This window comes from Zhongshania borealis, assembly GCF_039539625.1.
Classification (GTDB): domain Bacteria; phylum Pseudomonadota; class Gammaproteobacteria; order Pseudomonadales; family Spongiibacteraceae; genus Spongiibacter; species Spongiibacter borealis.
In genome coordinates this window covers 1,157,725-1,182,474 of record NZ_BAABDM010000001.1, presented here as the reverse complement: position 1 = coordinate 1,182,474, position 24,750 = coordinate 1,157,725, and the positions used below count along the sequence as shown (strand labels likewise).

Here is a 24,750-nt window from a genome sequence, read left to right as displayed (position 1 = left end):
TTATATGCAGAAAAATGCTAAGCTAGGCTTGAATGTTGGCAACAACGGGAACAAGCAATGACCAAATCTGAGTTAATAGAGCTGATCGCAGAGCACCAACCCCAGCTGTCTCACAAGGACATTGAGTTGGCGGTAAAGACGATGATTGAGCATATGTCTCAGGTTCTGGCGACAGGTGATCGTATCGAAATACGTGGTTTTGGCAGTTTTTCACTGCACTATCGTGAGCCGCGGATGGGTAGAAACCCTAAAACGGGTGATACGGTTGAGCTACCTGGTAAATATGTTCCTCATTTCAAACCTGGCAAAGAATTGCGTGAGCGGGTAAACCTGAGTATTCAGTCAGGCGCGTAAAGGCGGTATCTGCTAGCGTTATTTTTTAAGAAACGGTATGGTCTTTGGCTATATCGTTTTTTTTTGTGTGGATAAAATAATATGCGTCTTATTGGTTCTATATTGCTACTTGTATTACTTATCGCGGTGCTGGGCTTAGGCTTACTTTTTACCTTGGAAAACGATGTTTTGGTGCCGCTTAATATCTTGGTGGCGGAGCTGCCGGCTCAACGTCTGTCAACGTGGATAATTCTGGCCTTTTTCCTTGGCGGTATTAGTGGGTTGTTGGCGTCATCACTTGTTATTTTGCGGCTACAAGCCTCCCGTCTGGGGTTGCGCCGTCAGCTCGCTGCAAAACCCGGTAAAGCCGTTGCAGAGCGCAGTGGTGTGAGTGGTTAAGTTTAGTGAGTAATGAGTTTCTGCAATTCTTGCTGTTTTTGCTTGCGGTATCGGCGGGCTGGCTAGCTGGGTATTACTTTCGTCCTCGTGGTGAAAGTAAAAAGAGGGATACCAGTAGTTCGTATTATAAAGGCCTCAACTACCTATTAAGTGAACAAGCCGATGCGGCGGTAATGACAGTCATTAACGATTTGCCTGTCAACGTAGAAACCTTACCTACCCATTTGGCACTGGGTAATTTAATGCGCAGCAAGGGTGAGGTCGATGGCGCGATCCGTATTCACCAAAACTTACTGTCACGGCCAAGTTTAGCCAGAGAAAAACTACATCAAGTTCATCTTGAGCTGGCACGGGATTATATTTCTGCTGGGGTATTAGACCGCGCTGAGCGCTTGCTTAAAGATGTCGTCGATGAATCTGAGGCACTGCGCGGCGAAGCCTTGGAACATTTGCAGCATATTTATCAGTCAGAGCGAGAGTGGGATCACGCTATTGCGGTCGCACTGCGTCGGCTGCCGCCTCGTAGCTGGTTAAAGAAAACGTCAGCGGCGATGCCAGTATATCGCCGTATCGAGTGCGCGCTGAGTCATTTTTACTGCGAAAAAGCGCAACAACTATTGGCCGAGCACAATTTAAAGGGTGCGAGTGCGGCACTGCAAAGTGCCCGGCAGTATGATCGCGATAATGTGCGCGCCTATATGTTGGCGGCAAGCATCGCCTTGAAACAACACAAACCGCAATTGGTGTTGGAATTACTTCATACCGTCATCGATCGTCAGTCGGTGTTCAGTTCAGAAATATTGCCACAGTTTCGTGAGGCCTTTGCAGATTTTGGTGGGCAAGATGCCTATCTTGACGCATTGCTGCGTATTGTTAAAAGTGCGCAAAGCTCCGCGTTTATTATTGAAGTGGTGGAACTCCTTGAAGCCAGGGGGGAGAAAGATGAGGCGCTTGGATATTTACTCGATGCGACGCGGGAGCGTCCAACCTTAGGTTTAGTGTCTAAGATTCTTGCTAGTCCTCACGCCGGAGAAGAACCATCTTTGGCGTTGATGAAAGAGTTGGTGTCAACACTGCGTTCGGAACGACCTTCTTATCGATGCCGACAATGTGGTTTTTCAGGTCGAAAGTTACACTGGCTGTGTCCCAGCTGTGAGCAGTGGGGTACCATTACACCCATTCGAGGAATCCAGGGTGATTAAGCAAATACGATGAGTCAAACCACACCAATTTCACCAGTTATTATCGCCTTAGATTTTGCCGTGCGTGCCGAGCTTGACGCCTTGGTTGATCAATTAGATCCAAGTCAGTGTCGTCTAAAAGTCGGCAAAGAGCTATTTACCTTGTTCGGTCCTGAGATAGTGAAAGCGCTTCAGCAGCGGGGTTTTGAGGTTTTTCTGGATCTAAAATTTCACGATATTCCCAATACCACGGCAGCTGCGGTAGCAGCTGCTGCGGAACTGGGTGTATGGATGGTTAATGTGCACGCCAGCGGTGGCGCAAAAATGATGTCGGCGGCGAAGAGCGCCTTGTTGCCCTATGGCAAAGATGCGCCATTGCTCATTGCCGTCACGGTATTAACGTCGATGCATAGCGACGATCTCGTCGCGATTGGTGTCAATGCCGATGCGCCTAGCCAAGTGTCGCGACTCGCGGCGCTGACAGCTGATTGCGGTTTAGATGGTGTGGTGTGTTCGGCGCAAGAAACGCCAATACTAAGAGCGCAAAACCCTGAAGAATTCCTATTGGTCACCCCCGGAATTCGGCCTGTTGGAAGTGCGTTGGGTGACCAGCAGCGTGTGGCGACACCAGTCGATGCTATGGCAATGGGTAGCAATTATTTGGTTATCGGCCGACCGGTAACGCGTAGTAGTGATCCGCTTGCGGCGCTAAAAGAAATCAATCAATCATTAGGCTGCTGAGCGAAGCTCGCTAGATAGTCTGTAAACGATAAGGAAATTAATGTGGCTTATATCGATGTGTTTAATGGTGACGCGGACGGTTTGTGCGCCTTAGTGCAATTGCGCAATGCGAACCCTGTCGCGAGTCGTTTAGTTACTGGCGTCAAACGTGATATTAATTTATTGGATCGCGTTACTGTTGAGTCGGGCGATCAGCTCACGGTATTAGATGTTTCTTTGGATAAAAACCGCGCGGGTCTGGAATCAGCGCTCGCGGCTGGTGCTGCGGTCACTTATGTCGACCATCATTTTGCGGGAGATATTCCCGAGCACGCTAATTTATCTGCCCATATTAATACTGCGTCGGATGTGTGTACCAGTTTGCTGGTGAACGGTATTTTAAAAGGCGAATTTGCCGAGTGGGCCGTTGTAGGCGCTTTCGGTGATAATTTGCGTAATAGTGCTTTGGCCGCTGCCAAGCCGCTTAACCTTAGCTCGGCAGAATTGGAGCGCTTAGAAAGCCTAGGAATTTACCTAAACTACAATGGTTATGGCGCAAGTATCGCGGATCTGCATTTTGACCCTGAGGCGCTTTATCTAAGTATTGCTCCTTTTGCTAGCCCACGTGAATTTATGCTGGAGGCCAAAGAGACTTTTTCCCAGCTTGAAGAAGGCTATAAGAATGATATGCGTGCTGCTGGCGAGTTGCCTGCGGCGCATAGCGATAAGGCAACGGCGGTCTTTATTTTACCGGATGAGCGCTGGGCTCGCCGAGTGAGTGGGGTATACAGCAACGACCTCGCGAATGATTCGCCTGATCGTGCTCACGCGGTTCTTACTGAAAAGCAAGATGGCAATTATTTAGTCAGTATTCGTGCGCCCTTAAATAATAAGCGCGGTGCCGACGAGTTTTGTCGGCAATTTCCCACTGGCGGTGGCCGTGCTGCAGCGGCAGGTATTAATGATTTGCCTCTGACCAGTCTTGATAGTTTTATCGACAGCTTTCAGCAATTCTACGGAAATATGTAATAAATGATGTTTACCGTCGATGCATGGATTGCTTTAAGTGTCATTGCTGGCTGCCTACTGGCATTAATATTTACTCGGCGACCACCAGATATGATTTTGTGCGGCGGGGTAGTGGTGCTCTTGCTGCTGGATGTCCTGTCGCCTAAAGAAGCGCTGGCGGGTATGTCTAACGAGGGCATGGTAACGGTTGGTGTGCTATTTATTGTTGCTCAAGCCCTCTCTGAAACCGGCGTAGTAAGCTGGATTTCCCACAGTATGTTGGGGCGGCCAAAATCTGTCGGCGTTGCGCAACTGCGATTAATGGCACCCGTGGCGGCTTTTAGTACCATTCTGAATAACACTCCGGTCGTGGCGATGATGATTCCCGCGGTGCGGGATTGGGCTAAGCGCAATAATTTGCCCGTTTCACAGCTCATGATTCCACTGAGTTACGCGGCGATTGTTGGTGGTACCTGTACTCTGATCGGCACCAGTACCAACCTGGTGGTGAACGGAATGTTGCTGCATTCGCTTCCGGACCAGGCGCTAGGGATGTTTGATTTGGCGTGGGTTGGGGTGCCTTCTGTTCTTATCGTTATCGGTTTTACGATATTAACCAGCCGTAAACTGCTGCCTTTTAAACTCGGTAAAACCGAGCGCTTTGGCGACACGCGCCAATACATTGTTGAAATGATTGTCGACGACAGCAGTCCGATGATTGGGCAGTCGATTGAAGAGGCTGGTTTACGACAGTTACCCGCAATGTTTCTTATCGAGATTGTGCGCGACAAGCGCTTAATGACGGTGGTGTCGCCTAAAGAAATTCTTATGGCCGGCGACCGCTTGATTTTCGCGGGTGATGTACGCTCTGTGGTAGACCTTAAAAACTTCCACGGCCTGCGCTTAGCGGAGGATCAAGCCTTTAAGTTGGGTGCGAATAATTTATCGCGATGCCTGGCTGAGGTAGTTATTTCTCCGAATTTTCCTCACTTGGGGCGAATGATTCGAGACATGAAGTTTCGCAATAATTACGGCGCGGCGATTATTGCGATATCTCGAAATGGCGAACAATTAAAAGGCCGTATCGGTGATGTTGAGTTAGAGCCGGGCGATACCTTGCTGCTTGAGGCTTATGAAGATTTTGTTCCTAACCAGCGCTATTCACGCGATTTTTTACTGGTCAGCGAAATAGAAAATTCACGGCCTGTGCGTCATGAGCATCGGTTGCGCGCCGGTGTCATTATGCTTGCGATGGTGGTGGTGGTTGCGGCGGGGTGGTTGTCGATGCTCAAGGCGGCGTTTCTTGCTGCGGGATTGATGGTGGCGACGCGCTGTATCCGCGCCTCTGATGCGCGTCGCAGTGTGGATTGGCAGATACTGCTGGTTATCGCCGCATCAATTGCCTTGGGTGGCTCGCTGGAATCTACTGGGGCCGCGTCTATCATTGCGAGTGAGATAGTTGGGGTGGCGGCGGGTTCACCAATGGCGACCTTGGTCGCGATATTTGTGGTGACGACCTTGTTCTCGGCCGTGATTTCAAACCTAGCGGCTGCCGTCATCGTATTTCCCATCGCCTTGGCTGCGAGTCAGCAGCTTGATGTGAGCGTGCTGCCTTTTGCTGTTACCTTGATGATGGCCGCGTCCGCGAGTTTTGCTACGCCTATTGGTTATCAAACAAATCTTATGGTCTACGGGCCGGGCGATTACCGCTTTAGTGATTTTTTTAAAATTGGAATCCCGCTTACAGTCTTGGTTGGTATCACGACAATTGTGATTGTGCCTTTGGTGTGGCCGTTTTAACAGCGGCCACTCAATAGTAGGGATTAGTCGCAGCGCTGCTCAGCGAGTTGCGTAACTTGGTTGTGCAAACGAAGTGCGCCTTGGTCTGCAATAACGACTGTGGTGTGCTGCACGGCAAAGCCATTCTGCGCCAAAAACTGACAAACACCTTTCGCATAACTTTTCGCATTTGTTTCTTCTTTGTCTACGGCAATCAACAAGGCATTGTGCCGAATCCACATTGCGTCTACTGGGCTCTTATTTGCCGCGCTTTCAATCGCGCGCTCAATTTTTTTATGGGCGTTGCTGAAATCTGAGTTTGCCTGAGCGGGCAGTATTGTTAAGAGCGCGATGGGGAGGATGGCGCTGAAAATGGCACGTTTAGATTTTTGTGGGATTGTACTTTGCATCAGCTTGTTCACAACGATAGCGAGTGGGGTCGGGGTGAGTATAGCTCAGTCACCACTATAGTGGGCAAGGCCGAGCTACTTTGAGGGCGCTCACGTGGCGCCTAGATTATCTGCCGAAACGTCGCTAATGCATTGAATTGCATAAGTGTGTCGTTATACTGACCTTGGTTTACCAAAAATAAAAATAAATGATCAGCTGGAGTTCGTATGCTTAATTGTCACACGGCCATATTTTTTCGTCGCATATGCTGCAGTGCATTGCTGCTAATGCCGGCATCGCTGTATAGCGCCGTTTTAGAAGAAGTTATCGTGACCGCCCAATTGCGAGAACAAAGCCTTCAAGACGTGCCCGTTTCGGTAAGTGCGATGTCTGGCGAGAAAATGATGGAGGCTGGACTGAATAAAATTCAGGATTTGCAGGCCTATGTGCCTAACCTCACAATGTCGGAGAACGGCATTGGTACGGCAATTTATATTCGTGGCATAGGTTCGGGCATTAATCAGGGCTTTGAGCAGTCAGTAGGTATGTACGTTGATGGTGTCTATTATGGACGCGCCCAGCTTGCTCGTGCTCCCTTTCTTGATCTTGCTCGCGTGGAGGTATTGCGTGGGCCACAGAATATCCTCTATGGAAAAAACAGTATTGCGGGAGCCATTAGCATTATTACCGCAAGGCCGAGTGATGAATTTGAAGGCATGGTTTCGGCGGTGTATGAGCCGGAATTTGATGAGAAAGTTTTCGATCTTATGTTGTCGGGGCCAGTGTCCGATACGCTAGGTTTGCGTTTTTCGGCACGTAAGCGTGAGTTTGGCGGCTATGTAGAGAACCTTACTCTAGGCCGTAGTGAGCCTCATAGCGACGAAGAAACGTTGCGAGTAAAACTGGTATGGGATGCCGCTGATGATCTTACCGTGACGCTAAAAGGCGAAGTCGGTTCTTTCGATGTGCTGGGCCGTCAGGTCGAAATTATCGATGACGGTGCGTCGAGCAGTTCTAACCCCTTATTTGCGGGGCGCACTTATGCGGAAATTGCTGACGAAACTCAGGTACCCGGTGTATTGGATATTGATAGTCACGACTCGGTTCGCAATAACTATCAGGATTTTAAACGCTCCTCCAATGGTGACTACAGTTTCAACGATACCTTTAACCTTACTTTCAGTGCTGATTGGGTGCGCGATGAGCATATCTTTACCGCGACCACGGCTTATGTCGCTTATGACTATGATGACCTTTGTGATTGCGATTTCACTGCAGCAGAAGGCTTTAAACTAATATTGAAAGAAGAGTACAAGCAGCTTAGCCAGGAGTTTCGTTGGATGTCGCCGGTTGGGCTCGATTGGGAATATATAGCCGGCCTCTATTTCCAGAAAAATGAACTGTATTTTTTCGACAGTATTGTCGTCGACTCTGATTTAATTGTGCAATTGCTGAACGCAGCCGATGCTACTGAAGGTGGTGCGCGGGGTGATCGCGATCCGAACCCACTGGCAACCTCGCCTGAGGAGATCCTCGGTATAGGCGATGCGGGTAATGCTATAGCGAATTTGACCTCACCGCGCAATTTTAACAGTGACTCATTGTTAGGATCGGGCTTTATGCAGGCAACCTGGAATGTGCGCGAAGATCTGCGACTGACCTTGGGTGGACGTTACTCTTATGAGAAAAAACCGGTAGCCGTGACTTTCGCTTTGGTTATTTAGACTACAGTGAACGGCCTTTTGGCGAGACTGACACTGTCTCTGCGATTAGTTTCGCGGCGGAACGTCACGACTTAAAAGGCAAGCGGCAAGAGTCCCAGTTTTCGCCATCGGTTAACCTGCAATTTGATTTTACCCCAGACATTATGACGTACCTAACCTGGAGTCGCGGATTTAAATCGGGCGGCTTTGACGCGCGCTCGAATGCCTCGCCGAGTGCTGACCCTGTGCCACAAAACCCCGGCGCACCAGCCGATACTAGCCCTCGACCGGTGCTAATTGGTACTTTCGAATATGAGGAAGAAGAGGCGGAAAGCATTGAAATGGGTGCGAAGATGTCGCTCTTTGACGGCGCGGCCGAAGTGAATATTGCACTGTTCAATACCCGTTACGACAACCTTCAAGTCAGTATTTTTGATGGCACTCTGGGGTTTAATGTTGGTAACGCCGCTAGTGCGGTTACCCAAGGTGCAGAGTTTGATGGTCGCTGGCAAATCACTGACTCATTAATGTTAGCGGGTGCATTGGCAGTTCTAGACTTTGAATTTAAAGATTACCAAAATGGCCAATGCCTCGCAGGGCAAGCGCCGACGGCGAGTGATGGCGTTAATTGCGATTACACGGGAAAAACGAATCAATATGTTGCTGATTGGGCGGGCAATGTATTGCTGGCGTGGCGAGCGCCACTGAGCGGAACGCTCGGTATTGGCATTAGTGTGGATGCTATTTTTACTGACGACTACAATCCTTCCCAAAACCTTGATCCAGTTGTAGACCAAGACGGGTACGTGAAATGGAATGCGCGTATTGGCATTGGCGCATTGGATAAAAGCTGGGATGTTGCCTTGGTTGGTAAAAATCTGAGCGACGAAACTATAATCACCTACGCGAATGATACTCCTACGTCCTACACCATATTTGGTTCGAAAGGGCACTATGCCTTTTTAGAGGCGCCGCGAAGTATTGCCTTGCAAGCGAATTATCACTGGTAGCGAAAGGGACGTTGGGTATTTACCATGCAGGAGGCCACGATGTAAATTCACGGAAGCGGAATCATACTTGCGTCCTGAAATGCATCTCGTCCTAGGTGCAAATACTCAGCCTGCAAACAAGCTACTAGTACCGATCACGGCCAAGCCAAGTAATGTGGTCCAGATGCCAACGGCCAGCAAATCGAAAATAATGTACTTCAGGGCGCTGTACTCACTGATGCCAGTTACGAGTGGAACAATGCTCCGGATAGCGGGGATTATTCGGCCAACTAAAATAGCCCCCCAGCCGTAGCGGCGTATCAGCGTTTCGGTGCGGTCAATGTGCCGGCGATACCGTGTGGCAAACTGGCTTGTGTGGAATGCTGGGCCTATCCAGCGGCCAATCCAAAAGCCACTCTGATCGCCAATCACTGCGCCAGTAAACGCAAGAGCGAGTATCACTTCAATGGACAGCAGCTGCTGTGCGTATAAAAAAATTGCAACGGATAGTAATAGCGCACCGGAAATAAATAGACCTATCCCAATCAACGCTTCAAAGCAGGCGAGGCCAAGCACCGAGTAGTGAGCATAGCTCGGATTGTTTGTTATCCATTCGAGAAACGCATCCACTGAAACCCCCTTTGTCGAATTTTATGCAGTTTGCACTGCGCTGGCTATGCGCTCAAGTCATAGGTGGTCATACGGTGAGTTTGTCGACTTTAACCGCTACAAGTTAAGAGATAAGTCGCGGGATATTGAGCGCGGGTCGATGCTTAAATGTATGAGCGCAATTGCTATGCGTAGGTGCGGCACTTAGAAAGACAGTTTCGTGGTATGGGAGGGATGTAATTTGAACGAGTGAGCTGCTTAAGATTTGCTTTGCCTAAGGTTGCTTTGATCGGCCTTTCTGGTCATACCAAAACCAAAAAGGGCCTACCTTTCGGTAAGCCCTTTATTTGTTTGGCTCCGCCTGCTGGGCTCGAACCAGCGACCCAATGATTAACAGTCATTTGCTCTACCAACTGAGCTAAGGCGGATCAGCTTCAACAGCTGAGGACGCGCATATTAAGGAGGTTTCCTAAGTGCGTCAACCCTTTGTCGAAGAAAATGTTGTTTTGGTGGTTTTGTGAACAATTTCGGGTGCTTAGCGCGATGTGGCGGCTATATTGCAGCACCTTTGCGGGCTGGGAGGTAGAGGGGTACTATGGGTGGTTTTCTGTAGCGAGTGCGTGGTGGATGTCTAAACCTTTTCAAGTAGTGTCTAAGTTTGCCCCTGCGGGTGATCAGCCCGCGGCAATTGCCGGCTTGATAGAAGGCGTGAATGCAGGGTTGCATGCTCAGACCTTGCTGGGTGTGACTGGCTCGGGAAAGACCTTCACCATTGCCAATGTTATTGAATCGCTTCAGCGGCCAACCATCGTTATGGCGCCCAATAAAACGCTAGCCGCGCAGCTCTATGGCGAATTCAAGGAGTTCTTTCCGAATAATGCGGTCGAGTATTTTGTCTCTTACTATGACTACTACCAGCCAGAGGCCTATGTAGCGGCCTCAGATACTTTTATCGAGAAAGACGCATCGATTAACGATCATATTGAGCAAATGCGCCTGTCGGCAACTAAGGCGCTAATGGAGCGTTCTGATGCGATTATTGTCGCCTCGGTTTCGGCAATATACGGTTTGGGTGATCCTGAGCTGTATTTTAAAATGATTTTGCATTTGGTGCGGGGGGAGCGAATCGATCAGCGTCAATTGCTTCGTCGTTTGGCTGAGCTGCAATACACGCGCAATGATATTGCCTTTCAGCGCGGCACATATCGTGTTCGAGGCGATGTGATCGATATTTTTCCCGCTGACAGCGATAAAGATGCGGTGCGGGTGGAGTTATTTGATGACGAAATTGATTCGATTACTGGCTTTGACCCCTTGACGGGCGAGTCTTTTGGGAAATTTCCGCGTGTCACTATTTATCCTAAAAGCCATTATGTAACCCCACGAGATACCTTGCTCAAGGCAGTGGACTTTATTGAAGAGGAGATGCTTGAGCGGTTGAAGCATCTTCGCGAGAACGATCTGCTGGTGGAGGCGCAGCGCCTAGAGCAGCGCACTCGCTACGATATTGAAATGATTCGTGAGCTGGGTTACTGCAACGGCATAGAAAACTACTCGCGCTATCTCTCTGGACGTGAGCCCGGCGCGGCGCCACCGACCTTGTTTGATTACTTGCCTAAAGACGCTTTGGTCGTGGTTGATGAATCACACGTTACCATTCCTCAGATTGGCGCTATGTATAAGGGTGACCGCTCACGTAAAGAAACCTTGGTGCAATACGGTTTTCGTTTGCCGTCGGCTTTGGATAATAGGCCCATGCGCTTTGAGGAGTGGGAGCGCTTGGTGCCACAAATGATTATGGTATCGGCTACGCCGGGGAATTACGAAAGTGAACATTCAGCGCGTACCGTAGAGCAAGTGGTGCGTCCAACCGGGTTAATCGATCCCCAAATCGAAGTGCGTCCGGCGACCACTCAGGTCGATGACTTGCTTTCGGAAATTACCAAGCGCACCGACGTTGGTGAGCGGGTGCTTGTCACTACCCTCACCAAGCGGATGGCTGAAGATTTGGCTGAGTATTTAGATGAGCACGGTATTCGCGTGCGCTACCTGCACTCAGATATCGATACCGTCGAGCGGGTTGAGATTATTCGTGATTTGCGTTTGGGTAAATTCGATGTATTGGTGGGTATTAACCTGCTGCGCGAAGGCTTGGACATGCCTGAAGTGTCGCTGGTAGCAATATTAGATGCGGATAAAGAGGGTTTTTTGCGCTCTGAACGATCACTCATTCAGACCATTGGTCGTGCTGCGCGAAATCTGAATGGCAAGGCGATTCTGTACGGTGATCGCATTACTGGGTCGATGGAGCGTGCGATCGGTGAGACCGAACGGCGTCGAGAGAAGCAAATTGCCCACAACTTAAAGCACAACATCACCCCAGTTGGCGTTAAAAAGTCGGTAGAAGATATACTCGATGCTGGCGCGATACCTGGTTCAAAAGGTAAAAAACACAATCGCCAAGATAACCGTAAGGTGGCTGAGCCATCCGGAGATTACTTGCAAGACGCGGCGGTAATGTCGACGGCCGAGCTCGGTAAGCTCCTTAAGAAGCTCGAGCAGGAAATGCAGCAGCATGCCAAAAACCTTGAATTTGAAGCTGCCGCCAATGTTCGCGATAAGTTATCGGAAATTAAGCAGCGGTTTTTTACCGCCCATTAATACGTCATTGACTATTGTGCTCGGGAAAACCCCTGATTATAATGCGCGTCCTTTATAGGACTATAGCTCAGTTGGTTAGAGCGCTACCTTGACATGGTAGAGGTCCCCAGTTCGAATCTGGGTAGTCCTACCAAACACAAAAAAGGCCCGCTATTTAGCGGGCCTTTTTTGTGTTTGGTAGGTTGTGTGCGGAAAGAGCCTCTTCGACAAATTGCGCCAGTAATGAAAGCGCAGCCCCGCAGGGGTTTAAAAAAGTCCGTATGCTTTTAAAGTAATTCAGTCCCCAGTCGAGGCTGTAAACCAATGCGGAGTGGCAATACGCCAGACCGAAAACCCAATAGGCGCGAAACGCCAAACATTAATCTCGCCGTTGTGGCATTGGGGTCTCTTGTGCGTCGTCAGGCGTATCCCAATATCACAAGGCGGCAGAGATTGCCGTGCTAAGCAGGGTGCTTGCCTCGGTATTGCCGCTTTGCTTCAGGTAATTACTGCTCACGTCACTAAACTTTGGAATCATCTCTGCGCCCATGCCCAGTGATTTGAACTGCGACACAAGTTGGGCGCCGGCTTTTAATGAGGGGCTGGCATCGGTCGCCATTTTCATTGCGCCGCCTAGTAGGCCGCCGTTGGCTGAGGCACTAACGGCAGGGGCTGCGCCAAGTAGACCGCTAACGCCAGGAATAGCATTTGCAATTACGCTGAAATCACCACCAGACAGCAGGCTTTGTGCGGTTTGCAGTAGGGCGCCCATGCCACCGGTCGCTTGCGCAGTGCTAATGCCTAATGTTTGCGTCAATAGGGGGAGTAGCTGGATTCCGGTTTGAATCATACTATTGCTTGAAGTCTGGCTGCTCGACGAAGTCGCTGCTGCAGCGTTAGCGTCGAGTGATATGCCGCTGTTTGTATCAATCTCAGTGCTGGATGACATTGATGTGGTAGTAGTTGTATCCGCCGTTGCTTTTTGTGCTGCTTGGTTTTCTTCGCTTGGTGCGGGCTCGGGTGAGCTGAAAATACTGCTTATGCTGTCCCAAAATCCTGCGTTGGCTTGTAGACTGAAAGTGCAAATAATGGCTATGCAAAGGGCTTTATTCATTGGGGTTTCTCTCTTTGAGGGAGTGGTGCGCTAATCTTAGTGTTGCATAGCATAGTTGAGCGCTATAAAACTCGCCACTTACTCAGGGTAGGTATTGTTCCTGCTTGACGCGCAGTTGTGGTTTTACTTTGGTTGCTGAGTGCTTGATTTACGGTGGGTTTTGGCTTGCTTAGGGCTGACGCTATGGCCATAATAGCGGGCTTAAACCCTCTGCAGTTATATGCTGTATTTATAAATCACGTGACCTTTGGTAGGGGCCACCACTGAAAGGATAAGATTATGCCTGTTATTACCCTTCCCGATGCGAGTCAGCGCGTTTTTGAAAACCCCGTTACTGTTGCGGATGTTGCCTTGGATATTGGCGCCGGTCTTGCTAAGGCCGCGCTTGCTGGCCGCGTGAACGGCACGTTGGTTGATACCAGTTATTTGATTTCTGACGACGCCGAGCTGGGTATTATTACTGAGCGCGATGAGGAAGGCGTGGATATTATCCGCCACTCGACCGCGCATTTGCTGGCGATGGCCGTGCAGGATTTATTTCCCGGCGCGCAAGTGACTATTGGCCCCGTTATCGAAGATGGCTTCTACTATGATTTTGCTTACGAACGCGCCTTTACTCCAGAAGACCTAGAGAAAATCGAAGCGCGGATGACCGAGTTGTCGTCTGCGAATTTGCCGGTTTCGCGCAAGGTGATGAGCCGCGAAGAGGCGGTAAAAGCGTTCAGTGATATGGGCGAAGAGTATAAAGTTGAAATCATTAAAGACCTGCCGGGAAATGAAGATATATCTGTTTATGCGCAGGGCGACTGGATGGATTTGTGTCGTGGCCCTCACGTGCCAAGCACGGGCAAGTTAAACGCCTTTAAATTGACCAAGGTTGCTGGCGCCTACTGGCGTGGGGATCAAGCCAATGCCATGTTGCAGCGGATTTACGGTACGGCGTGGGGCAATAAAAAAGCGCTGAAAGCCTATTTAAACCGCATTGCCGAAGCTGAAAAGCGTGATCACCGTAAGGTGGCTAAAAAGCTCGATCTTTTCCATATGCAGGAAGAGGCGCCGGGTATGGTCTTTTGGCACCCCAAAGGTTGGAGCGTTTATCAGGCGATTGAGCAGTATATGCGCGACAAGCAGCGCAAAAATGATTACCAGGAAATTCGCACGCCACAGGTAGTGGATATTTCCCTGTGGGAGAAGTCAGGTCACGCTGATAAATTCAGCGATGGCATGTTTACCCTAAGTGCAGATGAGCGCACTTTTGCGGTGAAGCCAATGAACTGCCCGTGTCATGTGCAGGTCTTTAATCAGGGCTTGCGGAGCTACCGCGACCTACCGTTGCGCCTAGCAGAGTTTGGCTCATGTCACCGCAATGAGCCATCGGGCTCACTGCACGGCATTATGCGGGTGCGCGGGTTTACCCAAGATGACGCACATATCTTCTGTACTGAAAATCAAATTCAGCCTGAAGTTGCCTCGTTTATCGATTTCCTTCACGAAGTTTATGCTGATTTTGGCTTTACTGAGGTGATTTACCGCCTGTCGACTCGTCCCGAGCAGCGAGTGGGTAGCGAGGAGGATTGGGATCGTGCAGAGAAGGCCTTGGCCTTGGCGCTCGACAGCAAAGGATTACCTTGGGAGTTGTTGCCTGGCGAAGGTGCCTTCTATGGACCTAAAATTGAGTTCTCACTAAAAGATTGTATCGGCCGAGTTTGGCAGTTGGGCACAATTCAGGTCGATTTCTCAATGCCGGGTCGTCTCGGCGCCCAATACGTTGACGAGGCGGGTCAGCGCCAAACGCCGGTAATGTTACATCGGGCAATTTTGGGTTCTTTTGAGCGTTTTATCGGGATTTTGATCGAGCATTATGAAGGCGCATTTCCGGTCTGGTTGGCACCGGTTCAGGCAGTGGTCTGTAATATTACGGACAATCAGGCCGAATATGTGACTAATGTGCAAGATTTATTGAGAGATTGTGGCTTTAGGGTCGATGCGGACTTGAGAAATGAGAAGATCGGCTTTAAAATCCGCGAGCACACAATTCAGAAGGTTCCCTTTCTTTTTGTCGTTGGTGACAAAGAGGTAGAAACCAAGACTGTTTCGGTACGTGCACGTAGTGGCGAAGATTTGGGGTCAGTGTCCATAAATGACCTCAGTAAACTCCTCGCAGACAGCGTAGCTAAACGCAGCCGCGCAAATTCGGAGAACTAGCAATTAAACGCGATAACGCAAAAGGGCGCAGCAAAAGAGCGCCGATAAACGAAGAAATTGAAGCCAATGAAGTTCGCTTAATTGACGCAGAGGGCAACCAGGTTGGTGTTGTCCCGCTGGCGGAGGCATTGAAAGCCGCGCAAGAAGCGACATTGGATCTAGTCCAGATTACTGATTCAGACCCAATCGTCTGTAAAATCATGGACTACGGCAAACATGTTTTCGAGGCCAAAAAGCAGCAAGCTGCGGCCCGGAAAAACCAAGTTCGAACCCAGGTTAAGGAAGTTAAATTCCGCCCGGGTACGGAAGATGGGGACTATCAGGTAAAACTGCGCAACCTGACACGTTTCTTGGAACACGGAGATAAAGCCAAGGTAACCCTGCGTTACCGCGGTCGTGAGATGGCCCACCAGGAATTGGGTATGCAGCTGTTGAAGCGGGTTGAAGAAGACCTTGCTGAATTCGGTTCTGTAGAACAATTTCCGAAAATGGAAGGTCGTCAATTGACCATGGTCATTGCTCCGAAAAAGAAAAAGTAGTGAGCTCTTAGGGCCTACTTGATTTAATTTACATTAAGAATGCGGAGTATCTAACGATGCCAAAACAGAAAGTACACAGCGGGGCGGCAAAACGCTTCAAGAAAACCGGTAGCGGTTATAAGCGCAAAAGCGCTCATAAAAGCCACATCTTGACCAAGATGACCACCAAACGTAAGCGTCAGCTACGTGGCACTAGTGCTGTCCATAAGTCGGACAAAGTTCTGGTTGACCGCATGTTGCGCGCCATCTGATTAACGTCATCAAGATTAAGAGGAATATTCTATGCCCCGCGTAAAACGTGGTGTGACCGCACACCGTCGTCATAAAAAGATTCTGAAACAAGCCAAGGGTTACTATGGTGCCCGTTCACGTATTTACCGTGTTGCAAAACAAGCGGTAATTAAAGCGGGTCAATACGCTTACCGTGACCGTCGTGCTAAGAAACGTGTTTTCCGCGCTTTGTGGATCACGCGTATTAACGCTGGATCACGTGCTAATGGCCTGAGCTATAGCCGCTTGATCGCTGGTTTGAAGAAAGCAGATATCGCTTTAGACCGTCGCGTATTGGCCGATTTGGCCGTACATGACAAAGAAGCCTTTGCTGTCATCGTAGAACGCGCGAAAACAGCCTTAGCTTAAAAAGCGATAGGCCGTTGCGTAGCGGCCATATAGCTTTGTTTTACTATAGGGAAAGGGCTTGTGCCCTTTCCCTATTTTGTTTCTGACACAGTAAATTTAGCCACGCTGCAGTGCGGCGGGGCGTTAGCGCGGAGATTGGGAGCGCAGCATGGATAATCTAGAAGGGCTGGCGGCTGAAGCTGCGGCAAAAATTAGTGCCGCCACAGACGCGCCAACCTTGGATCAGGTACGGGTTGAGTATCTTGGTAAGAAAGGCCATATCACGGCCCTGCTAAAGGGCCTTGGCAAGCTGTCTGCTGAAGAGCGTCCCGCTGCGGGCGCTGAGATCAACCGCGTGAAAGAAGCGCTGTCAACGCAGATTGCCGATGCCAAACAGCTGCTGGATCTGGCGGCGGTGAATGCACGGCTTGAAGCTGAAAAAATTGACGTGACCCTGTCTGGGCGCGGTCAGCAAGCCGGTGGCTTGCACCCCGTAACCCGTACCATTGAGCGCATTAGTGCCTTCTTTGAAAGCATTGGCTTTGAAGTGGTTGAAGGCCCCGAGATTGAAGACGACTACCACAATTTTGAAGCCTTAAATATCCCTGCCCACCATCCTGCACGGGCGATGCACGATACCTTCTACGTCGACGAATCCACCGTTTTGCGTACCCATACCTCACCGGTTCAGGTGCGGGTAATGGAAAGTAGCGAGCCGCCGTTAAAAGTCATCTGCCCAGGTCGTGTATACCGCTGTGACTCGGATTTGACCCACACCCCGATGTTTCACCAAGTCGAAGGTCTGTTGATCAGCGAAGAGTCCAGCTTTGCCGATCTTAAAGGCTTGGTCGAAGCCTTTTTACGTAGCTTCTTTGAAAAAGAATTAAATGTGCGTTTCCGTCCGTCTTACTTCCCCTTTACCGAGCCGTCGGCGGAAGTGGATATTGAGTGCGTGATGTGTAGCGGCGAGGGCTGCCGTGTATGTAGCCAAACTGGCTGGCTGGAAATTATGGGCTGCGGCATGGTCCACCCTCAGGTGTTCGAGCATGTAAATATCGACACTGAGCGCTTTACCGGTTTTGCCTTTGGTATGGGCGTTGAGCGCTTAGCGATGTTGCGTTACGGCGTTAACGATTTGCGTCTGTTTTTTGAGAATGACCTACGTTTCCTTGGTCAATTCAGATAATTAGGCCCCAGCGACAATATTCAAAACGGATAGCATATGAAATTTAGTGAACAGTGGTTGCGCGAGTGGGTTAACCCCACCGTTGGCACCGACGAGTTAGCAGCGAAAATTACCATGGCCGGTTTAGAAGTGGACGCCATTGATCCTGTAGCCGGTGCTTTCTCTGGCGTTGTGGTGGCTGAGATTGTGGCAACAGCGCCGCACCCCGACGCCGAAAAATTGCAGGTTTGCCGCGTGAATACTGGCAGCGAAGAAGTGCAGATTGTTTGCGGTGCCGCCAATGCCCGCCCCGGTATAAAAGTGCCGCTGGCGACCTTGGGCGCGGTATTGCCTGGCGATTTCAAAATCAAGAAAGCCAAGCTGCGGGGCGTTGAGTCATTCGGTATGCTCTGCGCAGAAGAAGAGCTAGGCTTGGCAGAGAAATCCGATGGCCTGATGGAATTGCCAAGCGATGCGTCAGTTGGTGAAGATATTCGCGTATTTTTGGGTTTAGACGACTCAATCATCGAGCTGGGCCTAACCCCGAATCGCGCCGACTGCCTGAGTGTTCGCGGTATTGCCCGTGAAGCAGCCGTGCTCAATGAAATGCCGTTTTCTGATTTAGAAATTGCTTCGGTGACGGCAGTTAACGATAGTCAGCTACCAATTCGGGTCGAGGCGGGTGCAGATTGCCCTCGCTATGCGGGTCGCGTTATTCGCAATGTTGATGTATCCAAGCCCAGTCCATTGTGGCTGCAAGAGAAGCTGCGCCGCTGTGGTTTACGTAGTATCGACGCAGTGGTTGATGTTACCAATTTCATATTGTTGGAATTGGGGCAGCCCATGCACGCCTTTGACTTAGATAAACTCAGCGGTGGGATGGTAGTACGGCGCTCAAAGGCTGATGAGTCTTTGGAATTGCTTGACGGCCAAACACTGACCTTGCGTGAAGGCAGTTTACTGATCGCCGACGAACAGCAGCCGCTAGCGCTTGCCGGTATTATGGGCGGCGAAGTGTCCTCAGTGACGCCATCCACGCAACACCTCTTTTTAGAAGCGGCCTTTTTTACGCCAGATCTTTTGGCGGGGCGGGCGCGGTCTTACGGTTTGCATACCGATTCCTCGCATCGCTTTGAGCGGGGTGTTGATTTTGAACTTCCTGCACGGGCCATAGAACGCGCCACGGCGCTGATAGTTGCGATATGTGGCGGTGAGCCAGGGCCGGTATCTGTTGTCGACTCAGGGCCCATGCCAGAGCGCAAGCCGATTCTGCTTCGTGAAAAGCGCATTGCTAAGGTGCTGGGCATGGACATGGCTGCCAGCGACGTAGAGTCTATTCTCGCGGGCTTGGGTCTCACCGTAGCACGTGTAGAGGGTGGTTGGGACGTTACGGCGCCGAGCTGGCGTTTTGACATCACTATTGAAGTGGATTTACTCGAAGAACTGGCGCGGATTTACGGCTATAACCGCCTGCCGGTGCGGCCGATTCAAGACGCGCTGACTATCCGCCCAGCGACTGAAAGTAAGCGCAGTCTGAGTGCGCTTCGCCAGCAATTGGTTGCCCGTGGCTATCAAGAAGCGGTGACCTACAGTTTTATTGATCCCGCAATGCATAAGGCGATGGCCGAGGGTGTGGAGGGTGTTGAGCTACTCAACCCAATTTCTGCCGATATGTCGGTTATGCGCACTAGCTTATTACCCGGTTTGATAAAAACCGCCATGCACAATGCCAAACGTCAGCAGCCGCGTATTCGCATATTTGAAGCGGGTCAGCGCTTTATTAAGGGCGACGACGGTTTGCAACAGATTCCAACGCTGGCGGCGTTGATCACGGGTCGCCGCACAGTCGAAAGCTGGAATGAGAGTGGCGAATTAGTCGATTTTTATGATCTCAAAGGTGATTTAGAGAGCTTGCTGTCTGTCGCTGCTGGTGAAATTACCTTCGCGCCGGGTAGTTATGCGGCTTTGCATCCAGGTCAGTGCGCTGATGTATTCTGCGATAAAGTGCTAATTGGTCGTATTGGCGCTTTGCACCCGAGCCTGCAAGCGCAGTGGGATATGGTCAATCCGGTGTATTTGTTTGAAATTGACCAGCAGCCAGTGCTGGCCCGCGACGTGCCTAAATTTAGTGAATTATCCAAATTTCCTGAGGTGCGGCGAGATTTGGCTTTGATCGTTGGCCGCGACCTGCCCGCTGCAGATGTTCTGCAAGCAATTAGAGCGACAGCAGGGGATTGCCTTAGTGACTTGAAGCTGTTTGACCTCTATCAAGGTAAAGGCATTGATCCTGAAAGAAAAAGTTTGGCTGTGGGCTTGACGTTCAGGCATTCATCACGCACTCTGAATGAGGAAGAGGTTAATCAATCTGTTGCGGCAGTTGTGCAAACCTTGCAGGAGGCATTTGGCGCAAGTTTAAGGAACTAGTGTGATGACGTCCCTCACTAAAGCAGAAATGGCCGAACGGTTATACGAAGAGCTAGGCTTTAATAAGCGTGAGGCGAAGGAGCTCGTGGAGTTGTTTTTTGAGCAGATTCGCCTCTGTTTGGAAAATAATGAGCAGGTCAAAATTTCCGGTTTTGGTAATTTTGACCTCCGTGACAAGAGTCAGCGCCCCGGGCGTAATCCCAAAACGGGGGAGGAGATTCCAATCTCTGCCCGTCGCGTGGTGACATTTAGACCCGGCCAAAAATTAAAATCCAGGGTAGAGGACTATGCTGGAACCAAGTCATAACGATGAATTACCGCCCATACCAGGCAAGCGCTACTTTACTATTGGTGAAGTCAGTGAGCTGTGTTGCGTAAAACCTCATGTTCTCCGTTATTGGGAACAGGAATTTCCCCAGCTAACACCGGTAAAACGGCGAGGCAATCGCCGCTATTATCAGCATCAAGATGTGTTGATGATTCGCCAGATTCGCAGCTTCTTATACGAAGAGGGCTACACCATTGGTGGGGCACGGCAGCGTATGTCTGGTGAAACGGCAAAAGAAGAATCCTCGCAAGCCAGACAAGTTATCAGGCAAATGCTTGGTGAGCTGGAAGAAGTCGCAAAACTTCTGAAAAGATAGTTCACTAAATCAATACGTTGGGGTATCATGCCACCCCTTAAATCGGGGCGTAGCGCAGTCTGGTAGCGCACCACACTGGGGGTGTGGGGGTCGCAGGTTCGAATCCTGCCGTTCCGACCAAATATTAAAAAAACAGTCACTTTGGTGGCTGTTTTTTTTTGCCTGCAAAAAAATCGCATGCACGTTGGGGAATTCTATAGCACTAGATCATTTAGTTTGTTCGGAAAATTATTATTTTATGTGGTTAGGGATAGTTCGCTGTCAGCGTATCCTTGTGGGTATGTTGTTTCGGCCAATTTGGATTTTAAGGATGTTTTCCGACCGCCCTAAATTGCAATGTTTTAGTATGCGCTACTCATAAATTGATCGGCAGTTAACCGCTGTGATGATGGATAGTTTTTCGTCGGCGTAATGGCGCGTGATTCCTTCGTTCTGTCAGTGGCTAATGTGGCCCATTTGGTTTCTTCTTCGCTTTTTCTATACCACTCGTTGTTCTGGGTCGGCAATTTTCCGCTTATCCATATTTTCATACAGGCGGATTTCCGCCTGTTGGTCGGAGTGAAGCTGCGTCAAAGCTTTGTGTTCTGGGCGTTTCACTAAGTGGCACGGCATCTGCTATACAGCCTCCAAGCTATAGTTTCCCAGCCTTGATGTTGGGAGGCAGCGTCTGCAGCAGAAATTTCTGCAATAACAACAACGACGGAGATTTATCCATGCGATTGTCCAAACGACTTAGACTACTTGCCGTTGCAGTGGTTTTTACTGCCAGCACTGCAGCCATTGCGGCACCGAATTTTATTAATATTCTCACCGGTGGTACCAGCGGCGTGTATTACCCGATCGGTGTTGGCTTGTCTCAGTTTTACAGTGGTATCGATGGCGCAAAGGTCTCGGTGCAGGCGACCAAGGCGTCGGTGGAAAATCTCAATTTATTACAGTCTGGTCGCGGTGAATTGGCTCTGGCCCTAGGCGATTCCGTTGCCGATGCGTGGAACGGCGTAGAGGATGCTGGCTTTAAAGTTCCGCTGCGCAAGCTGCGTGCGATTGCCGGGACCTATCCCAACTATATTCAAATCGTGGCCAGCAAGGAATCTGGCATTACCACCTTGGCCGATCTTAAAGGTAAACGCTTCTCTGTTGGTGCGCCCAAGTCTGGCACGGAATTAAACGCACGTGCGATATTCAAGGCCGCTGGCCTGCGCTATGAAGACATGGGCAAACTGGAATATTTGCCGTACGCCGAATCGGTCGAGTTGATTAAGAATCGTCAACTCGATGCGACCCTGCAATCGTCGGGCCTAGGCATGGCCGCGATTCGAGATTTGGCAGCGACCTTGCCGATCCGCTTTATACCGATACCCGCAGAAATTACCGCCGCTATCGGCAATGCTGCGTACCAGCCTGCGGTAATTCCTGCCGGTACTTATGATGGCCAAGATACTGATGTGGTCACGGTGGCGATTAAAAATATTCTTGTTAGTCACGCCGGCGTATCAGACGAGCTCGCTTATCAGATGACCAAACTCATGTTCGAGAACCTTGAGCGCCTGGGTTATGCCCATTCCGCAGCAAAGGAAATCAAGTTGGACGGGGCGGCAAGTAAGCTGCCCATCCCCTTACATCCGGGTGCCGAGCGTTTCTATAAGGAAGTTGGGGCGCTGTAGTGAATTCGCGTTCGCTAGCTTGGGCATTTCATACGCTGGCCCAAGATAGCTTTGCAAACTAATAAATAAGGCATAAACCCCGGGGCGCTGCGCAACAGTTTTATCGGCGTGCCGGGACTACTCCGCCTATCTCTTTTCCAGTAGTAATGAGGGAACTTACTCCATGAGCGACCACAATCAAGGTCTTGCGGCTAGCCCCGGCAATTGGCCAAAAGCGCTGTTTTATGTTGCGCTGCTTTTTTCGATTTTTCAGATTGTTACCGCCGCTTTTCATCCGGTGTCCAGTCAGGTCCTACGTGCCGTGCACGTTGGCTTTCTGTTGTTGGTCGTGTTCCTCTGTTTCCCTGTGCGTGGCCAGAGCCAGCCTTGGCAGCCTTTGGCTTGGTTGTTGGGCTTGAGCGGTATGGCTACCGCCATTTATCAGTGGTATTTCGAAGCTGATCTAATTCAGCGCTCGGGCGACTTAACCACAAGCGACATGGTTGTTGGCGTGCTACTGGTTGTTTTGGTGTTTGAGGCGGCGCGGCGGGTCATGGGCCTTGCCTTGCCTTTTATCTGCGCCTTGTTTCTGGCCTATGGCCTATTTGGTGAGCACCTGCCGGGCGCGCTGATGCACAGGGGTTACGGTTTTGATCAGTTGATCAACCAGTTGGCGTTTGGCACTGAGGGCCTATACGGCACGCCGACTTATGTATCGGCTACGTATATATTTTTGTTTATCCTATTTGGCGCCTTTCTTGAACAGGCGGGCATGATTAAGTTGTTTACCGATTTTGCCATGGGTCTGTTCGGTCACAAGCTCGGTGGTCCGGCTAAGGTTTCGGTGGTGTCCTCGGCGCTTATGGGGTCTATCACGGGTTCTGGTGTCGCCAATGTGGTTACGACTGGCCAATTTACTATTCCGCTGATGAAGCGCTTTGGCTACACACCGGCGTTCGCGGGCGGGGTGGAGGCGACCTCGAGCATGGGCAGCCAGATTATGCCGCCGATAATGGGCGCGGTGGCGTTTATTATGGCCGAAACTATTAATGTGCCGTTTTTTGAAGTAGCGAAGGCGGCATTGGTGCCAGCCGTGCTGTATTTTTGCTCGGTGTTCTGGATGGTTCACTTGGAAGCTAAACGCGCGAACCTGTGTGGCTTACCAAAGGATCAGTGCCCGAATCCCTGGGCTGCCGTCAAACAGCGTTGGTATTTGTTGATTCCATTATTTGTGTTGGTCTACTTATTGTTTTCTGGGCGTACTCCTTTGTTCTCTGGGATGGTCGGGCTGACGCTGACGGCCATTGTTATTCTAGGTTCAGCAATCATTATGCGCGTGTCTTCCTTCGCGATGCGTATGGCTTTCTGGGTCGCTTTAGGTGTGCTTTGCGCTGGCTTCTTTCAACTTGGAATTGGCGTGATGTTTGGCGTAGTAGCCTTGCTCGTTGCGATGTGCTACTTCATTAAAGGTGGCCGCGAAACCTTGACTATTTGTTTGCATGCCTTAGTGGAAGGCGCGCGCCATGCGGTTCCTGTGGGTATAGCTTGCGCGCTCGTTGGGGTGATTATTGGGGTGGTCTCGCTGACTGGGGTAGCGTCAACTTTCGCTGGCTACATCATAGCGATTGGCCAGAACAATCTGTTCTTATCGCTGATTCTTACCATGCTGACGTGCATGGTGCTTGGTATGGGTATTCCAACTATTCCCAATTACATCATCACTAGTTCGATTGCTGCGCCAGCATTGCTAGAGCTGGGCGTGCCGCTGATTGTCTCGCATATGTTTGTGTTCTATTTCGGCATTATGGCTGACCTAACCCCGCCGGTGGCGCTGGCTTGCTTCGCTGCTGCGCCCATTGCCAAGGAGAGTGGACTTAAGATTAGTCTATGGGCAATTCGGATCGCGGTGGCGGGATTTGTTGTGCCGTTTATGGCGGTCTACGAACCGGCCTTGATGCTGCAAAGCAGCAGCATTTTCGCGACCTGCTATGTGGTGGGTAAGGCGGCATTGGCAATTGGTATATGGGGTGCGATTTTTACCGGCTTTCTGCAGACCAAAATGCCTGTTTGGGAGCGCGCACTAGGCTTTGCTGCGGGCGCTAGTTTGATTGTGTCTACGCCGTTAAGTGATGAAATTGGTTTTGCTCTGTCTGTGATTTTCATTGCGCAGCATTATTGGCGTGCTCGTGACAGTCAACTGGCCGCCGCATGATAGGTCTTTGCCTCGGGTTGGCTGGGGTGATGTGGGCGCATGTCCCGGTTGATGACTTTACCTTGGCTTGGACCCATACGATTGAGAAGGTTCGCTGGGAAGAGGATTACCGGGTGACGGTAGAAGGCTTGCTACTTGGCGAGGCACGCGTGAAAGGCACGGGCGCTGGTATGGAAATTCCAGATGGGGCCGAGTTGTATAACGGTAGCTGGCACTATCGTCGTCAGTTAGCGCCGCTTCAGCCACTGCGTTTGGGGCGAACCCCAGAAGCTGGTGATTACGAAGTTTGTTTTGATAAGGCCTGTCATTCATTGAGCGAATGGCTTGGCCCACCGCGGGCGAGTCAGCCAGCAGTAGAGCTTTGGAGTTGTATCGACTCGATTGAGTAAATAGACAGTATCGGCCAGGCATTTCGCCGTTTCGGTTTTTAGACAT

The 24,750-nt window shown here is 50.4% G+C and carries 23 protein-coding genes and 3 tRNA genes; 22 read left to right on the top strand and 4 right to left on the bottom strand.

What is annotated here, in order from left to right; all coding sequences use genetic code 11:
* Positions 1-57: 57 nt before the first annotated feature.
* The 6 genes from ihfB to ABD836_RS05580 all read left to right on the top strand — a co-directional run bounded on the left by ihfB (position 58) and on the right by ABD836_RS05580 (position 5,441).
* Positions 58-354: an integration host factor subunit beta gene (gene ihfB, locus ABD836_RS05605; protein ID WP_008247153.1), complete on the top strand. Its 297-nt coding sequence runs from the start codon at positions 58-60 to the stop codon at positions 352-354.
* A gap of 81 nt (positions 355-435) precedes the next feature.
* Entirely contained in the window at positions 436-732 is a 297-nt protein-coding gene (locus ABD836_RS05600) for a LapA family protein (protein WP_344933208.1), read from the top strand.
* 5 nt (positions 733-737) lie between these two features.
* On the top strand, positions 738-1,934 hold the full coding sequence (locus ABD836_RS05595; RefSeq protein ID WP_344933206.1) for a lipopolysaccharide assembly protein LapB: 1,197 nt from the start codon (positions 738-740) through the stop codon (positions 1,932-1,934).
* 9 nt (positions 1,935-1,943) lie between these two features.
* Positions 1,944-2,654 (top strand): orotidine-5'-phosphate decarboxylase, encoded by a 711-nt coding sequence (gene pyrF, locus ABD836_RS05590; protein WP_344933203.1) that lies wholly within the window; start codon positions 1,944-1,946, stop codon positions 2,652-2,654.
* A gap of 42 nt (positions 2,655-2,696) precedes the next feature.
* A complete protein-coding gene (locus ABD836_RS05585) occupies positions 2,697-3,662 on the top strand; it encodes a DHH family phosphoesterase (RefSeq protein ID WP_344933201.1) in 966 nt (321 codons plus the stop codon).
* A gap of 3 nt (positions 3,663-3,665) precedes the next feature.
* Positions 3,666-5,441, top strand: a complete 1,776-nt coding sequence (locus tag ABD836_RS05580; RefSeq protein WP_344933199.1) for an SLC13 family permease — start codon at positions 3,666-3,668, stop codon at positions 5,439-5,441.
* A 23-nt stretch (positions 5,442-5,464) separates the two neighbouring features.
* Here the strand turns inward: ABD836_RS05580 and ABD836_RS05575 are convergent, their stop codons facing one another.
* A complete protein-coding gene (locus tag ABD836_RS05575) occupies positions 5,465-5,830 on the bottom strand; it encodes a hypothetical protein (protein ID WP_344933197.1) in 366 nt (121 codons plus the stop codon).
* A 207-nt stretch (positions 5,831-6,037) separates the two neighbouring features.
* On the opposite strand from ABD836_RS05575, the gene ABD836_RS05570 reads away from it, so the two are divergent.
* Positions 6,038-7,534: a TonB-dependent receptor gene (locus ABD836_RS05570; RefSeq protein ID WP_344933195.1), complete on the top strand. Its 1,497-nt coding sequence runs from the start codon at positions 6,038-6,040 to the stop codon at positions 7,532-7,534.
* A gap of 44 nt (positions 7,535-7,578) precedes the next feature.
* A complete protein-coding gene (locus ABD836_RS05565) occupies positions 7,579-8,523 on the top strand; it encodes a TonB-dependent receptor domain-containing protein (RefSeq protein WP_344933585.1) in 945 nt (314 codons plus the stop codon).
* Between the two features lie 105 nt (positions 8,524-8,628).
* Here ABD836_RS05565 and ABD836_RS05560 read toward each other — a convergent pair whose 3' ends face one another.
* On the bottom strand, positions 8,629-9,132 hold the full coding sequence (locus ABD836_RS05560) for a DedA family protein (RefSeq protein ID WP_344933193.1): 504 nt from the start codon (positions 9,130-9,132) through the stop codon (positions 8,629-8,631).
* A 331-nt stretch (positions 9,133-9,463) separates the two neighbouring features.
* Positions 9,464-9,539: transfer RNA gene (locus tag ABD836_RS05555), tRNA-Asn, on the bottom strand.
* 199 nt (positions 9,540-9,738) lie between these two features.
* Between ABD836_RS05555 and uvrB the strand changes: the two genes are divergently transcribed.
* Together uvrB and ABD836_RS05545 are read left to right on the top strand one after the other, a co-directional pair.
* The gene (gene uvrB, locus ABD836_RS05550) at positions 9,739-11,772 is read left to right on the top strand and encodes an excinuclease ABC subunit UvrB (protein ID WP_344933191.1); all 2,034 of its coding nucleotides are present in this window, start codon (positions 9,739-9,741) and stop codon (positions 11,770-11,772) included.
* A 56-nt stretch (positions 11,773-11,828) separates the two neighbouring features.
* A tRNA-Val gene (locus tag ABD836_RS05545) sits at positions 11,829-11,905 on the top strand.
* 282 nt (positions 11,906-12,187) lie between these two features.
* Here the strand turns inward: ABD836_RS05545 and ABD836_RS05540 are convergent.
* Positions 12,188-12,865, bottom strand: coding sequence for a DUF2780 domain-containing protein (locus ABD836_RS05540; protein ID WP_344933189.1), 678 nt, complete (start codon positions 12,863-12,865; stop codon positions 12,188-12,190).
* A 279-nt stretch (positions 12,866-13,144) separates the two neighbouring features.
* Here ABD836_RS05540 and thrS point away from each other — a divergent pair, with 279 nt between their 5' ends.
* From thrS to ABD836_RS05480, 12 genes are all read left to right on the top strand, one after another.
* On the top strand, positions 13,145-15,070 hold the full coding sequence (gene thrS, locus ABD836_RS05535) for a threonine--tRNA ligase (protein WP_344933186.1): 1,926 nt from the start codon (positions 13,145-13,147) through the stop codon (positions 15,068-15,070).
* A gap of 2 nt (positions 15,071-15,072) precedes the next feature.
* Complete coding sequence (infC, locus tag ABD836_RS05530) at positions 15,073-15,609, top strand: translation initiation factor IF-3 (protein ID WP_081482597.1); 537 nt, start codon at positions 15,073-15,075, stop codon at positions 15,607-15,609.
* A gap of 56 nt (positions 15,610-15,665) precedes the next feature.
* Complete coding sequence (gene rpmI / locus ABD836_RS05525; protein WP_008247190.1) at positions 15,666-15,860, top strand: 50S ribosomal protein L35; 195 nt, start codon at positions 15,666-15,668, stop codon at positions 15,858-15,860.
* Positions 15,861-15,891: 31 nt separating this feature from the next.
* The gene (gene rplT / locus ABD836_RS05520; RefSeq protein WP_008247192.1) at positions 15,892-16,248 is read left to right on the top strand and encodes a 50S ribosomal protein L20; all 357 of its coding nucleotides are present in this window, start codon (positions 15,892-15,894) and stop codon (positions 16,246-16,248) included.
* 148 nt (positions 16,249-16,396) lie between these two features.
* Positions 16,397-17,413: a phenylalanine--tRNA ligase subunit alpha gene (gene pheS / locus ABD836_RS05515; protein WP_344933179.1), complete on the top strand. Its 1,017-nt coding sequence runs from the start codon at positions 16,397-16,399 to the stop codon at positions 17,411-17,413.
* A 36-nt stretch (positions 17,414-17,449) separates the two neighbouring features.
* Positions 17,450-19,816 (top strand): phenylalanine--tRNA ligase subunit beta, encoded by a 2,367-nt coding sequence (pheT, locus tag ABD836_RS05510; protein ID WP_344933177.1) that lies wholly within the window; start codon positions 17,450-17,452, stop codon positions 19,814-19,816.
* Between the two features lie 4 nt (positions 19,817-19,820).
* Positions 19,821-20,123 (top strand): integration host factor subunit alpha, encoded by a 303-nt coding sequence (gene ihfA / locus ABD836_RS05505; RefSeq protein ID WP_008247199.1) that lies wholly within the window; start codon positions 19,821-19,823, stop codon positions 20,121-20,123.
* Positions 20,104-20,460, top strand: coding sequence for a MerR family transcriptional regulator (locus ABD836_RS05500; RefSeq protein WP_344933172.1), 357 nt, complete (start codon positions 20,104-20,106; stop codon positions 20,458-20,460). Before ihfA ends, ABD836_RS05500 begins: the two co-directional genes overlap by 20 nt.
* 43 nt (positions 20,461-20,503) lie before the next feature.
* Positions 20,504-20,580, top strand: a tRNA-Pro gene (locus ABD836_RS05495).
* Positions 20,581-21,173: 593 nt separating this feature from the next.
* The gene (locus tag ABD836_RS05490; protein WP_344933169.1) at positions 21,174-22,124 is read left to right on the top strand and encodes a TAXI family TRAP transporter solute-binding subunit; all 951 of its coding nucleotides are present in this window, start codon (positions 21,174-21,176) and stop codon (positions 22,122-22,124) included.
* A gap of 163 nt (positions 22,125-22,287) precedes the next feature.
* Positions 22,288-24,315 (top strand): TRAP transporter permease, encoded by a 2,028-nt coding sequence (locus ABD836_RS05485; RefSeq protein ID WP_344933167.1) that lies wholly within the window; start codon positions 22,288-22,290, stop codon positions 24,313-24,315.
* Positions 24,312-24,704, top strand: a complete 393-nt coding sequence (locus tag ABD836_RS05480; RefSeq protein ID WP_344933165.1) for a DUF1850 domain-containing protein — start codon at positions 24,312-24,314, stop codon at positions 24,702-24,704. The genes ABD836_RS05485 and ABD836_RS05480 overlap by 4 nt, the downstream gene beginning before the upstream one ends.
* Positions 24,705-24,750: the final 46 nt, after the last annotated feature.

What these genes read in the sequence shown, in the direction of transcription:
- ihfB (WP_008247153.1), top strand. Translation starts at nt 58, where the DNA reads ATGACCAAATCTGAGTTAATAGAGCTGATCGCAGAGCACCAACCCCAG.
- ABD836_RS05600 (WP_344933208.1), top strand. Translation starts at nt 436, where the DNA reads ATGCGTCTTATTGGTTCTATATTGCTACTTGTATTACTTATCGCGGTG.
- pyrF (WP_344933203.1), top strand. Translation starts at nt 1,944, where the DNA reads ATGAGTCAAACCACACCAATTTCACCAGTTATTATCGCCTTAGATTTT.
- ABD836_RS05580 (WP_344933199.1), top strand. Translation starts at nt 3,666, where the DNA reads ATGATGTTTACCGTCGATGCATGGATTGCTTTAAGTGTCATTGCTGGC.
- ABD836_RS05575 (WP_344933197.1), bottom strand. Translation starts at nt 5,830, where the DNA reads ATGCAAAGTACAATCCCACAAAAATCTAAACGTGCCATTTTCAGCGCC.
- ABD836_RS05570 (WP_344933195.1), top strand. Translation starts at nt 6,038, where the DNA reads ATGCTTAATTGTCACACGGCCATATTTTTTCGTCGCATATGCTGCAGT.
- uvrB (WP_344933191.1), top strand. Translation starts at nt 9,739, where the DNA reads ATGTCTAAACCTTTTCAAGTAGTGTCTAAGTTTGCCCCTGCGGGTGAT.
- ABD836_RS05540 (WP_344933189.1), bottom strand. Translation starts at nt 12,865, where the DNA reads ATGAATAAAGCCCTTTGCATAGCCATTATTTGCACTTTCAGTCTACAA.
- thrS (WP_344933186.1), top strand. Translation starts at nt 13,145, where the DNA reads ATGCCTGTTATTACCCTTCCCGATGCGAGTCAGCGCGTTTTTGAAAAC.
- rpmI (WP_008247190.1), top strand. Translation starts at nt 15,666, where the DNA reads ATGCCAAAACAGAAAGTACACAGCGGGGCGGCAAAACGCTTCAAGAAA.
- rplT (WP_008247192.1), top strand. Translation starts at nt 15,892, where the DNA reads ATGCCCCGCGTAAAACGTGGTGTGACCGCACACCGTCGTCATAAAAAG.
- pheS (WP_344933179.1), top strand. Translation starts at nt 16,397, where the DNA reads ATGGATAATCTAGAAGGGCTGGCGGCTGAAGCTGCGGCAAAAATTAGT.
- pheT (WP_344933177.1), top strand. Translation starts at nt 17,450, where the DNA reads ATGAAATTTAGTGAACAGTGGTTGCGCGAGTGGGTTAACCCCACCGTT.
- ihfA (WP_008247199.1), top strand. Translation starts at nt 19,821, where the DNA reads ATGACGTCCCTCACTAAAGCAGAAATGGCCGAACGGTTATACGAAGAG.
- ABD836_RS05500 (WP_344933172.1), top strand. Translation starts at nt 20,104, where the DNA reads ATGCTGGAACCAAGTCATAACGATGAATTACCGCCCATACCAGGCAAG.
- ABD836_RS05490 (WP_344933169.1), top strand. Translation starts at nt 21,174, where the DNA reads ATGCGATTGTCCAAACGACTTAGACTACTTGCCGTTGCAGTGGTTTTT.
- ABD836_RS05485 (WP_344933167.1), top strand. Translation starts at nt 22,288, where the DNA reads ATGAGCGACCACAATCAAGGTCTTGCGGCTAGCCCCGGCAATTGGCCA.
- ABD836_RS05480 (WP_344933165.1), top strand. Translation starts at nt 24,312, where the DNA reads ATGATAGGTCTTTGCCTCGGGTTGGCTGGGGTGATGTGGGCGCATGTC.